This window comes from Phreatobacter sp. (assembly GCF_051860605.1).
GTDB lineage: Bacteria > Pseudomonadota > Alphaproteobacteria > Rhizobiales > Phreatobacteraceae > Phreatobacter.
In genome coordinates, this window is record NZ_JBHYDR010000005.1 from 92,846 (window position 1) to 104,901 (window position 12,056).

A 12,056-nucleotide genomic window follows, 5' to 3' on the forward strand; every position below is an offset into this window, starting at 1 on the left:
CTGCCTGGCAGCGAGGCGATCGAGATCGTCGTGGTCGGAGCGCATCTGTCGGGCATGGCGCTCAACCGCGAACTCGTTGGCCTGGGTGCCACCTTCCGGCGCACCGCAACGACGACGGCGGACTATCGCCTCTACGCCCTGCCCGGCGGACCGCCGGCGCGGCCGGGCCTCATCCGGGTCGCGGACGGAACCGGTGCGGGCATTGCCTGCGAGGTCTGGGCGCTGGAGCCGGCGGGTTTCGGGCGGTTCGTCGCCGGCATTCCCGCTCCCCTCGGGATCGGCACGCTTCGCCTTGCCGACGGCACCAGTCCAAAGGGCTTTCTGGCGGAGCCGCAGGGCCTCGTCGGGGCCGAGGAGATCACCGCCCATGGCGGTTGGCGCGCCTATGTCGCGCATCTTTCGGGGCAGGCCGCATGACAGCACCCGACCAACCGGGCCGGAAACGACAACAAGTGCCGGACCAGGACCGGCCACAGGCAGCAGAGGCGGGACAATCCGTCGAGAAAACCTTCCACAGGAGCCACACCATGATCCGTCGTCGTCATTTCCTTATCGGTGCGGGCGTTGCCGCCGGCACCCTCTCCGCGCCCGGCGTGCTGCGTGCCCAGGAACGCACCATCAAGATGGGCTCACTGCGCCTCATCCATTCCATGCCGCCGCATTTCTACGAGCGCTTTGCGCCGGCCGGCACGAAGATCGAGATCATCACCTTCGACAGCCCCACCGACGGCAAGAATGCCGTCGTCACCAAATCGGTCGATTTCGGCGCCTTCGGCATCGCCGCGGCGACGCTGGGCGCGGCCGCCGGCGAGCCGGTGGTGGTGGTCGGAGCCTTCTCCAACAAGGGCATGGGCGTCATTTCCAAGGCCGGCTCGGACGTCAAGACGGTGAAGGACCTCAAGGGCAAGCGCGTCGGCATCTGGCCGGGCTCCACCCAGGAGGTCTTCATCATGGAGCGCCTGCGCATGGAGGGACTGTCCATCCGCGACATCACGGCGGTGCGCGTCCCGTTCGGCGAGATGCATGCCATGCTCTCGCGCGGCGATATCGACGCCTATGTCGGCGCCGAGCCGGGACCGGGCCTGTCGATCTCCTCGGGCGTCGGTCAGCTGGTCGAATATCCCTATGGCACCAATATGGGCGGCCTCAACATGATCTTCGCCACCCATGAGGACACGGTGTCGGGCAAGGCCGATCTGGTGAAGACGGCGCTCGGAATCCACCGCAAGGCGGTCGAGTTCATGGTCGCCAACAGGCAGGTCGTGGCCGACATGACCGTGCAGCGGCTCGGCGCCAACCGCACGGCGGTCGAGCAGGCGCTCGGCGCCAACAATGTCGAATACGCCTGGAAGATGGACGAGACGATGCTGAAGCAGTCCCGGACCTATGCGGAGCAGATGCTGTCGCTGCGCCAGATCCGCGCCCTGCCGGACTTTGCCAAGTTCCTCAATCCGAAGTTCTCCAACGAGATCTCCGTCTGATTCGACGAGCAACCCGGCGTCGTCCGCTCCGCGGGCGGCGCCGGCCCGATTTCATGGCACGAGAGGACAGGACCCATGGCTCTGGTTGAGACGGTGCCGCCGCCGGCAACGGTGACCATCGAGAAGCCCGTGGGCAAGACCCCCTGGGAGAGGGTCAAGCCGCTGGTTCTGGCCCTCATCGTGCCGGCGCTGCTGCTCGCCTTCTGGCAGGTCGCCACGACCCAGCGCTGGACACGTCTGATCCCGACCCCCTACGAGGTCGGCGAGTACATGATCGATTTTGCCTGGGGCGGCATCTATGACGATGCCTTCTCGGCGACGCTGCTGACTCATCTCATCGCCTCGATGAGCCGCGTCTATGGCGGCTTCGCGCTGGCGGCACTGTTCGCCCTGCCGCTCGGCCTGATGATCGGCCGCATCCCGACGGCGCGGATGGTGCTTGACCCGTTCCTGCAGGTGATGCGCCCCATTCCGGTCACCGCCTGGCTGCCGCTGTCCATGATCCTTTTCGGGCTCGGGCCGCGGTCGGCCTTCGCGCTGGTCTGCCTCGGCGCCTTCTATCCGATCCTGCTCAACACGGTCTTCGGCGTGCGCTCGGTCGACCCGAAACTGTTCGAGGCGGCCTCCATGCTCGGCTGCGAGGGCAATGCGCAGTTCTTCAAGGTTGTGCTTCCGGCGGCCCTGCCGTCGATCTTCACCGGGCTCAGGCTCGGCCTCGGCCTTGCCTGGTTCGTCATCGTCGTCGGCGAGATGACCGGCGTTCCGGAGGGTCTTGGCGCCGTCATCATGGACGGCCGCACGCTGTCGCGCACCGAACTCGTCATCTGCGGCATGATCATCATTGGCATCGCCGGCTACATCTCCGACCGCATCGTCGTGATGATCGGCAACCGCCTGCTCGCCTGGAGCCCGACCCATCATGGCTGAATCGAAAACCCCCATCGTCGAGATCCGGCAGGTATCCAAGGTCTATCAATTGCAGGACCAGACCATCAACGCCCTGCACGATGCCAACCTCACCATCCGCAAGGGCGAGTTCGTCTGCCTGATCGGGGCATCCGGCTGCGGCAAGTCCACGCTGCTGCGGATCATCGCCGGGTTCGAGCGGCCGACCACCGGCGAGGCGCTGATGTGGGGGACGGCGATCAAGGGACCGGACCCGACGCGCGGCATGGTCTTCCAGGACTATGCGCTGTTCCCCTGGCTGTCGGTGCGCGACAATATCGGCTTCGGGCCGACGTCGCGGGGGCTGGCCAGGAGCGTGGTGAAGGAGACCGTCGACAAGTTCGTCGAACTGGTCGGCCTGACGAAGTTTGCCAATGCCTATCCGCACCAACTCTCCGGCGGCATGAAGCAGCGCGTGGCGATCGCCCGCGTGCTCGCCAACGATGCCGAGATCGTGCTGATGGACGAGCCCTTCGGCGCGCTCGATGCCATGACCCGCGAGCGCCTGCAGGACGAACTCCTCGACATCTGGCAGCGCACCGGCCTGACGGTCGTCTTCGTGACCCATTCCATCGAGGAGGCGATCTTCCTTGCCGACCGCGTGGTGGTCATGACGCCGGGTCCGGGCCGGATCGAGAGCGACAACGCCTCGACCCTGGCGCGTCCGCGCGATGTCGCCAGTCCCGAATTCAACGATATCCGCCGTGTGCTGGGCGCCAAGCTCCACAGCCACCATGGCAAGAAGGCGGCGTAAGGCCGAGCCGCAGTGCCCATGCGTCCCGAACAGCGCCTGCCCCATACCGCCGCCGTCGATCGCCCGCGCATCCATCTGCCCGATGGAAAGCGCCTCGCCGTCTGGCCGGTGGTCAATGTCGAGAACTGGCGGATCGAGAATCCGATGCCGCGGCAGGTGCTGGTGGCGCCGACAGGTGCGGCTCTGCAGCCCGACATCGCCAACTGGGCCTGGCACGAATACGGCATGCGGGTCGGCTTCTGGCGCTTCCTCGAGGCCTTCGAGCGCCGCGGCATCCGGCCGACGCTGTCCATCAACGGCTCTGTGGTGCCCGACTATCCGCGCCTTGCCGCGGCCGCGCGCGACGCCGGCTGGGAGTTCATGGGGCATGGCTGGCATCAGGTGCCGACGCACCGGATCGAGGATCAGCCGGGGATGATCCGCCAGACCGTCGAGACGCTTGCCGCGTTCACCGGCGAGCCGGTTGTCGGATGGCTGGGGCCGGGCCTGACCGAGACGCTGGAGACTGCCGACCATCTGGCCGCTGCCGGCATCGGTTATATCGCCGACTGGGTCGTGGACGACCTCCCCGCGCGTCTCAAGACCTCTTCGGGCCCCGTGCTGACCATGCCCTATTCGGTCGAGCTCAACGACATCCCGACCATCATGATCCAGCACCACCCGGCCCGCGAGTTTCTCGACCGGACAATGGCGCAGGCCGACCGGCTGATCGCCGAGGCTGCCAGCGCCGGCCCGCTCGGCGGGGCGAAGGTCATGGGCTTTGCCATCCATCCCTACATCATGGGCGTGCCGCATCGCATGGCGGTGATCGAGGCCCTGCTGGACGCGCTCATGGCGCGTCCCGAGGTGGTGTTCATGCAGGGCCGCGCGATCCGCGACTGGTACCTGGCCTCGGGCGATCCGACCTGATCAGGCGGCGGCCGTCGGCTCCGCCAGAACCATTGCCCAGAACACCCGGTAGCGGGAGCCCGGCCTGTAGCCGGTGGCGATGCCGAGGCGGGAGACGGCCGGATTCAGCATGTTGGCCCGGTGCGGCGGAGAATCGCGCCATCCCGAAAAGGCCTCGGCCAGGGTGAGATAGCCCGCGGAGGTGTTCTCGACCGCGGTGCGGTGGCGATAGCCGGCCGTTGTCAGCCGCGTGCCGACCGGTCCGGTGCGCACGCCCACCTGATCGGCACTGGCCATGGCGCCGGCCTGCGCCTCGGCGACCTCCATCAGCAGCGGATCGACCGCCAGCAGGCCGCGCCCATTGTTGCGTCGGAAGCCGGAAATCATCTCGGCGGCCATGGCAGCATCGACCCTGGCGCCGGTCTGGGCAAGGTTACGATAGAAGGTCGGCTGCTGGACGACAGGCGCGGGCGCCGAACAGCCGGCGAGCAGCAGGGCGGATCCGCCGCCCGCCAGGACCAGACGCCGCGACAGAAACACGGCGGAATCATTCAGCGCGCCATCAGCCATTGAACCGATACCTCGTCCCGGGACACTCACCTTGAACGGCGCGAGTGATGATCGCCATTGGTTAAGCAATTCCGTCAAGATTCGATCAACTTCATGATGATTGAGTGCGGCGGAGGAAAAAGGACAGGAACGATGCCCTGGTTTCGGTGTGAAGCGCGTGGAGAGCCCCAGCCGGCCACAGGCGCGGCCTTCGCGGCGACCCGCTTCGTCGAGGCCGATGCGGAGGCCACGGCAGCCACGCGCGTGCGCCGCTCGATTGCCCGCGAACTGGTTCGCTGGGGTATCTGCCCGCTGACTGCCGAGAGCCTGGTGTCGGTGGAGGCTGTCCGCCGGATCGATGAGGACGAGGTTCCCGGCATCGTCGCGCCGGACCTGGTCTGGATGGCGCCGGCCTGACCCGGCACCGACCCGTTCCGCTCACATGCCCGGCTGCAGCGTCGCCATGACCGCACCGACGACCGGGCCCGGTCTCCGGTAGGTTCCGGCCTGGACCAGCACGACGGCCCGCTGGCAGCCAGCCGCAATTCGTTCGCGGATGTTGACGACGAAGGTGCGAGCCCCGCCCGTCCACTCGCCGATGGCATGGTTGGAGCGGACGACGTTGCGATAGGTCACGGTCTGGCCGCGGTTCTCGCCGCGGCTGATTTCCACCGGCTCGTGAGAGGCGACACCGAACAGCGTCACGGTCGCCGGGTTCTCGGGACTGACGAGGCCGTTTTCCTGCGCGGCAATCGAGATCGACATGGTCTCGCCGGTGATCGTCACCGTGACCGGAACCGTCAGAACGCCGGACTGCGAGCCGGTCTGGGTCATGCCGCGCTCGACCGCCGACCAGTCCGAGCCAATGGCATGGGCGGCGCCGTTGATGATCACCTGCGGGGTATAGACCTGCCGGTCGCCGCGGACATGGCTGTAGGCCTTCTGCCGCTTGGCGTGGATCGGGCGGGCCAGCGTGTCGCGCCAGCCCAGATAATCCCAGTAGTCGACAGGCAGGGTGAGAGCGATGATGCCGGGCTCATCGGCGATGCGCGACAGGTTCCGGTCGGCCGGCGGACAGGACGAGCAGCCCTGGCTGGTGAACAGTTCCAGCACGGCGCGCGGTCGCTCACCGGCCGCGGCCATATCCGTCGAACCCAGCAAAGCGAGAGCGAGGGCAATGACGCCCCATGGTCCCGTCCGACGCATCACCGACCGCCCCACTTGCATCCTGACACTGGCATGAGCCTGATATGCTTGCCCCGAGCCTCCAAGGCTACTCACGCTTGGTTGAGAATTGCACAATCAGGCGTGAGGTCGCAGTGCCGGGACCGGGGGCGCCCCGTTGGCCGGGGCGCCGTGGCAGCCGCCTCAGGCGGCCAGGTCGCGCAGCACATATTGCAGGATGCCGCCGTTCCTGAAGTACTCGATCTCGTCCAGCGTATCGATGCGGCAGAGGATCGGCACCTTCTTCACCTTGCCGTCGGCATAGGTGATCTCGGCCTCCATCTTCTGACGCGGCTTGACCTTGTCGAGGCCCTTGATGGTGACGGTCTCGTCGCCCTTCAGGCCGAGCGAGGCCCAGGTCGTACCCTCGGCAAAGGTGAACGGGACCACTCCCATGCCGACCAGGTTCGAGCGGTGGATGCGCTCGAACGACTGGGCGATGACGGCGCGCACGCCCAGAAGGTTGGTGCCCTTGGCGGCCCAGTCGCGCGAGGAGCCGTTGCCGTATTCGACGCCGGCGAAGACTACCAGCGGCATCTTCTCGGCCGCATATTTCATGGCGGCGTCGTAGATCGGCATTTCCTCCTTCGAGGGATAGTGGATGGTGAAGCCGCCTTCCTTGCCGTTCGGTCCCATCATGTGGTTGCGGATGCGGATATTGGCGAAGGTGCCGCGCATCATGACCTCATGGTTGCCGCGGCGCGTGCCGTACTGGTTGAAGTCGGCGACATCCACCTTGTTGTCGAGGAGATACCTGCCCGCCGGGCTTGCAGCCTTGATGGAGCCGGCCGGCGAGATGTGGTCGGTGGTGATCTTGTCGCCGAGCAGGGCGAGGACGCGCGCGCCCTGGATGTCGCCGATCGCGGCAGGCTTCATGCCCATGCCGACGAAATAGGGCGGGTTCTGCACATAGGTCGATCCGTCATCCCAGGCATAGGTCTGGCCAGTGGGCGCCTTGACCTTGGCCCAGTTGGCATCGCCCTTGAAGACGTCCGCATATTTCTCCTTGAAGAGCTTCTTCGTGACGTTCTTCGCGATGAAGGCGCCGATCTCGGCCGAGGACGGCCAGATGTCGCGCAGATAGACGGGATTGCCCTTCTTGTCGGTGCCCAGCGGCTCCTTGGTCAGGTCCATGGTCACCGATCCGGCGAGCGCATAGGCAACCACCAGCGGCGGGGAGGCGAGGTAGTTCGCCTGCACGTCGGGCGACACGCGCCCCTCAAAGTTGCGGTTGCCGGAGAGCACGGCGCCGGCGATCAGGCCGTGGTCGTTGATGGCCTTCGAAATCTCCGCCGGCAGAGGGCCCGAATTGCCGATGCAGGTGGTGCAGCCGAAACCGACCAGGTTGAACCCGAGCTTGTCGAGGTCCTTCTGGAGACCGGAATTGGCGAGATATTCCGCCACCACCTGCGATCCGGGGGCCAGCGAGGTCTTCACCCAGGGCTTCGTCTTCAGGCCCTTGGCGACGGCGTTGCGGGCGAGCAGGCCGGCCGCGAACAGCACGGCGGGGTTCGAGGTGTTGGTGCAGGAGGTGATGGCGGCGATGGCGACATCGCCATGGCCGAGGGTGAAGTCCCGGCCCTCGACCTTGACGCGCCGCCCCATCTCGGCGGCCTTCTTGTAGTCGGTCTCCATGGCGCTTGCGAAGCCAGCGCCGACGGCCTCCAGCGCGACGCGGCCCTCGGGACGCTTCGGGCCGGCCATGGAGGGGACGACCTCGCCGAGTTCCAGCTCGAGCGTGTCGGTGAAGACCGGATCGGGCGAGGCCTTGGTGCGGAACAGCCCCTGCGCCTTGGCATATTTCTCGACCAGCGCGATGCGCGCGGCCTTGCGACCGGAGGTGGTGAGGTAATTCAGCGTCTCGTCATCGACGGGGAAGAAGCCGCAGGTGGCGCCATATTCCGGGGCCATGTTGGCGATGGTCGCCCGGTCCGCCAGCGTCATGTTGTTGAGGCCGGGGCCGTAGAACTCGACGAACTTCCCGACCACGCCCTTCTTGCGCAGCATCTGGGTGACGGTCAGCACGAGGTCGGTGGCGGTGACGCCCTCCTTCAGCCGGCCGGTCAGCTTGAAGCCGATCACCTCGGGGAGCAGCATGGATTGCGGCTGGCCGAGCATGGCGGCCTCCGCCTCGATGCCGCCGACGCCCCAGCCGAGCACGGCGAGGCCATTGACCATGGTGGTGTGGCTGTCGGTGCCGACCAGCGTGTCCGGATAGGCGACCTCGACCGTCTGCGAGACGGTCTTGCCGCGCACGGTCTTCTTCACCTTCTCCTTCCGGGTCCACACCGTCTGGGAGAGATATTCGAGGTTCACCTGATGGCAGATGCCGGTGCCGGGCGGCACGACGGAGAAGTTCTTGAACGCCTGCTGGCCCCATTTCAGAAAGCGGTAGCGCTCGCCGTTGCGGGCATATTCGAGATCGACGTTCTTCTTGAACGCCTTCGGCGAACCGAACTCGTCGACGATGACCGAATGGTCGATGACAAGATCGACGGGCACGAGCGGGTTGATCTTCTGCGGGTCGCCGCCGAGTGCCTTCATGGCGTCGCGCATCGCGGCGAGGTCCACCACCGCCGGAACGCCGGTGAAGTCCTGCATCAGCACGCGCGCCGGACGGAAGGCGATCTCCTTGCCGGCCTTGCCGCGGTCCTTCAGCCAGGCGGCCACGGCCTCGATGTCGGCCTTGGTGACCGATCGGCCATCCTCGGCGCGCAGCAGGTTCTCCAGCAGCACCTTCATCGAGAAGGGGAGCGCCGATATGCCGCTCAGCCCGTTCTTCTCAGCGTCCTTGAGGCTGAAATAGACATAGCTCCTGGTGCCGACCTTGAGCGTCTTGCGGGACTTGAAGCTGTCGAGCGACATGTGGCGATGATCCCCTCGTTCCGGAGGCCGGGTTCGCGCCCAGGGCGAAACGTCGGATGACGGGAGGAGCGCGCGGCCGTTGGGGGGCTTATAGAGGGATTCCAATCAGCCCGCCATACGGTTAGAAGCGCTTCTGATCGCCGCGCACGTCACCCTTTCGTCGGTAAGGACAAGGCCAGCCATGCTGCTCCGAGGCGATGCCCTGACCTGCCAGCGCGGCGGCCGCATCGTCTTTGCCGATCTGTCCTTTGCAATCGGCGCCGGCGAGGCCGTGCAGGTCGTCGGGCCGAACGGGGCCGGCAAATCGAGCCTCCTCAGGCTGATCGCCGGGCTGGTGCCGGTGGCGTCCGGTTCGCTCGCGCTGGATGGCGGCGATCCGGAGGCCAGCATCGGCGAGCAGGCCCATTATTGCGGCCACCAGGATGCCTTCAAGCAGGCGCTCACCGTTGCCGAGAACCTGGAGTTCTGGACCCGCTTCCTTGGCGGCGGCGGCCTTGCCACCGATGTGGCGCTCGACCGGCTTGGCCTCGGCCATCTCGCCGATCTGCCAGCGGCCTATCTGTCGGCCGGGCAGCGCAGGCGCCTCGCTCTTGCCCGTCTGCTGACGGTCGCCCGCCCGCTCTGGCTGCTGGACGAGCCGACCGCGGCGCTCGACGCAGCCAGCCAGACGCTGCTCGCAGGAATCATGGCGGGCCATGTGGCGGCCGGGGGGCTGCTGATCGCGGCGACCCATTCGCCGCTTGGCCTGCCGGCGCGGGAGCTGGCGATCGGGGGGGCTGCGTGAGGGGACCGCTCGCAGCCCTGTTCCTGCGCGACCTGCAACTCGCCGTCCGGGTCGGCGGCGGCGCCATGATCGGCGTCGTTTTCTTCCTGTCGGTTGTCACCATCGTGCCCTTCGGCGTCGGGCCGGACATGAACCTGCTTGCCCGCATCGGTCCCGCGATCCTGTGGATCGGTGCCCTGCTGGCGACCCTGCTCGGCCTCGACCGGCTGTTCCAGGCCGATGCCGACGACGGCTCGCTCGACCTCATCGTGAATGCGCCGGTGCCGCTGGCGCTGGTCGTGGCCGTGAAGGCTGCGGCGCACTGGCTGGCGACCGGCCTGCCACTGGTGATTGCCGCCCCGCTGCTCGGCCTCTTCCTCAACGTGCCGCCTGCGGCCATGGGCGTGGTCGCGCTGACGCTGGCTGTCGGCACGCCGGCGCTGACGCTGATCGGGACGGTGGGAGCCGCGCTTTCCGTCAGCCTCCGGCGCGGTGGTCTGCTCATGGCCATCCTCGTCCTGCCGCTGACCATACCCGTCCTGATCTTCGGGGTGGCGGCAACCCAGGCCGCCATCGTCGGGCCCATGTCATTCGCGGAGCCCTTCGCGCTGCTGGCGGCCCTGACCCTGGTCAGCGCCGTGGTCGGCCCGGTTGCCGCGGCGGCGGCCCTGCGTTTCGGTCTGGACTGAGGCGCGCTGGATTCGGGCGCGCAGACCACATTCGTGACCGGGGCTCGTCTTGCCGCGTTAACCCGCGATCCCCATAATCGCCCAACCCAACGCCTGCACCGCCATGAAGCTCGAATCGCCTCTCTTCGACAGCATCCGGGTGAAGCCCGAGGACGACCGCCGCGCCCGGGCGCGGCCGGGCATGCGCGTGTGCGCCTTCGCAGGCTGCAAATGCGAGGCGACCCATCGTGCGCCGCTTGGCCGTGACCGCGAGGGCGAGTTCCTCTGGCTCTGCCTCGACCATGTCCGCGAGTACAATGCGAGCTACAATTATTTCGCGGGGATGAGCGATTCTGCCGTTGCCGCCTATCAGAAGGACGCGCTGACCGGCCACAGGCCGACCTGGAGCGTCGGCGTCAATTCATGGACCCGCGACGGGCGGCGCGAAACGCGCCAGGACCGGCTGGATCCGCGTGCCGCGCGGGACCCGTTCGGCCTGTTCGAGGGCGCCGACTGGCGGCCTTCGGGAGAGCGGCCGGCGGAACCGGAAGGACGGATGATCCGCAATGCCGAGCGCAAGGCGCTGGATGCGCTGAATCTCGACATTCACGCGACCGCCGCCGAGATCAAGGCGCGGTTCAAGGAACTCGCCAAGCGCCTGCACCCGGACGCCAATGGCGGCGACCGCTCGCGCGAGGACAAGCTGCGCGAGATCATCCAGGCCTACAATTATCTGAAATCGGTCGGCTTCTGCTGACCCTTTCCCCCGTGTCCGGCAGATGGCACGCATCAGGAATGCGAATGGCTTTCCCGCGAAGGGCACCCTTCCGGCCCCATGTTCCGATCTGGTAAGGTCTTCGGGATCGTGACGATGTGAGCTCGCCGCGCCAAGCGCGGCATCGGAGGTTTTTCGTGACAGTGCAGACCGACAAGGTGTCCGGGACCCCGGATACGACCCTTTCCGTTCGCAAGGTCTTCGGCATCGACTCGGACATGACCGTTCCGGCCTATTCCGAGGGCGGAGACCATGTGCCGGACCTCGACACCGACTATCTGTTCGACAAGGCGACCACGCTCGCCATCCTCGCCGGTTTTGCCTATAACCGCCGCGTCATGGTGTCTGGATACCACGGCACCGGCAAGTCGACCCATATCGAGCAGGTCGCCGCCCGCCTCAACTGGCCCTGCATCCGCGTCAACCTCGACAGCCACGTCAGCCGCATCGATCTCGTCGGCAAGGACGCCATCGTGCTGAAGGACGGCAAGCAGATCACCGAATTCCGCGACGGCATCCTGCCGTGGGCCTATCAGCACAATGTCGCGCTCTGCTTCGACGAGTATGACGCCGGCCGCCCGGATGTGATGTTCGTCATCCAGCGCGTGCTGGAAAGCTCGGGCCGTCTCACCCTGCTCGACCAGAGCCGCGTCATCCGCCCTCATCCGGCCTTCCGCCTGTTTGCCACCGCCAACACGGTCGGCCTCGGCGACACGACCGGCCTCTATCACGGCACGCAGCAGATCAACCAGGCGCAGATGGACCGCTGGTCCATCGTCACCACGCTGAACTACCTGCCGCATGACAACGAGGTCGGCATCATTCTCGCCAAGGCCAAGAGCTTCGCCAAGACGGCCGAGGGTCGCGACCAGGTGAACAAGATGGTGCGCGTGGCGGACCTGACCCGCAACGCCTTCATGAACGGCGACCTCTCCACCGTCATGAGCCCGCGCACGGTGCTGACCTGGGCCGAGAACGCCGACATCTTCAAGGATATCGGCTTCGCCTTCCGCCTGACCTTCCTGAACAAGTGCGACGAGCTGGAGCGATCGCTGGTCGCCGAGTTCTACCAGCGCTGCTTCGGGCAGGAGCTGCCGGAGAGCGCGGTCAACGTGGCGCTGAGCTGACAGGTCCTGGAGGATCG

The 12,056-nt window shown here is 66.8% G+C and carries 12 protein-coding genes and 1 pseudogene; 10 read left to right on the plus strand and 3 right to left on the minus strand.

Going from position 1 to position 12,056, the window contains the following annotated elements:
• Positions 1–15: 15 nt before the first annotated feature.
• The 5 genes and pseudogenes from ACTIFS_RS10270 to ACTIFS_RS10290 all read left to right on the plus strand — a co-directional run.
• Positions 16–417: pseudogene (locus ACTIFS_RS10270) on the plus strand (allophanate hydrolase-related protein); the annotation flags it as partial.
• A gap of 110 nt (positions 418–527) precedes the next feature.
• Positions 528–1,481 (plus strand): ABC transporter substrate-binding protein, encoded by a 954-nt coding sequence (locus ACTIFS_RS10275; RefSeq protein ID WP_439573996.1) that lies wholly within the window; start codon positions 528–530, stop codon positions 1,479–1,481.
• 75 nt (positions 1,482–1,556) lie between these two features.
• Positions 1,557–2,408, plus strand: coding sequence for an ABC transporter permease (locus ACTIFS_RS10280; protein WP_439573997.1), 852 nt, complete (start codon positions 1,557–1,559; stop codon positions 2,406–2,408).
• A complete protein-coding gene (locus tag ACTIFS_RS10285; RefSeq protein ID WP_439573998.1) occupies positions 2,401–3,180 on the plus strand; it encodes an ABC transporter ATP-binding protein in 780 nt (259 codons plus the stop codon). Before ACTIFS_RS10280 ends, ACTIFS_RS10285 begins: the two co-directional genes overlap by 8 nt.
• 18 nt (positions 3,181–3,198) lie before the next feature.
• Positions 3,199–4,089 carry a polysaccharide deacetylase family protein gene (locus tag ACTIFS_RS10290; protein ID WP_439573999.1) on the plus strand — a complete coding sequence of 297 codons (891 nt, stop codon included), beginning with the start codon at positions 3,199–3,201 and terminating at the stop codon, positions 4,087–4,089.
• On the opposite strand, the gene ACTIFS_RS10295 is transcribed toward ACTIFS_RS10290, so the two are convergent.
• Positions 4,090–4,638 carry a CAP domain-containing protein gene (locus ACTIFS_RS10295; protein WP_439574000.1) on the minus strand — a complete coding sequence of 183 codons (549 nt, stop codon included), beginning with the start codon at positions 4,636–4,638 and terminating at the stop codon, positions 4,090–4,092.
• A gap of 132 nt (positions 4,639–4,770) precedes the next feature.
• Between ACTIFS_RS10295 and ACTIFS_RS10300 the strand changes: the two genes are divergently transcribed.
• The gene (locus ACTIFS_RS10300) at positions 4,771–5,034 is read left to right on the plus strand and encodes a hypothetical protein (RefSeq protein WP_439574001.1); all 264 of its coding nucleotides are present in this window, start codon (positions 4,771–4,773) and stop codon (positions 5,032–5,034) included.
• Between the two features lie 21 nt (positions 5,035–5,055).
• Here the strand turns inward: ACTIFS_RS10300 and ACTIFS_RS10305 are convergent, their stop codons facing one another.
• Entirely contained in the window at positions 5,056–5,760 is a 705-nt protein-coding gene (locus ACTIFS_RS10305; RefSeq protein WP_439574002.1) for a DUF1223 domain-containing protein, read from the minus strand.
• A gap of 225 nt (positions 5,761–5,985) precedes the next feature.
• Positions 5,986–8,706, minus strand: coding sequence for an aconitate hydratase AcnA (gene acnA, locus ACTIFS_RS10310; protein WP_439574003.1), 2,721 nt, complete (start codon positions 8,704–8,706; stop codon positions 5,986–5,988).
• A gap of 181 nt (positions 8,707–8,887) precedes the next feature.
• Between acnA and ccmA the strand changes: the two genes are divergently transcribed.
• From ccmA to cobS, 4 genes are all read left to right on the plus strand, one after another.
• Positions 8,888–9,490 (plus strand): heme ABC exporter ATP-binding protein CcmA, encoded by a 603-nt coding sequence (ccmA, locus tag ACTIFS_RS10315; protein WP_439574004.1) that lies wholly within the window; start codon positions 8,888–8,890, stop codon positions 9,488–9,490.
• The gene (gene ccmB / locus ACTIFS_RS10320; RefSeq protein WP_439574005.1) at positions 9,487–10,158 is read left to right on the plus strand and encodes a heme exporter protein CcmB; all 672 of its coding nucleotides are present in this window, start codon (positions 9,487–9,489) and stop codon (positions 10,156–10,158) included. The genes ccmA and ccmB overlap by 4 nt, the downstream gene beginning before the upstream one ends.
• Positions 10,159–10,261: 103 nt before the next feature.
• Positions 10,262–10,894, plus strand: a complete 633-nt coding sequence (locus tag ACTIFS_RS10325) for a J domain-containing protein (RefSeq protein ID WP_439574006.1) — start codon at positions 10,262–10,264, stop codon at positions 10,892–10,894.
• Positions 10,895–11,049: 155 nt separating this feature from the next.
• Complete coding sequence (cobS, locus tag ACTIFS_RS10330; RefSeq protein WP_439574007.1) at positions 11,050–12,039, plus strand: cobaltochelatase subunit CobS; 990 nt, start codon at positions 11,050–11,052, stop codon at positions 12,037–12,039.
• The last annotated feature ends 17 nt before the right edge of the window (positions 12,040–12,056 follow it).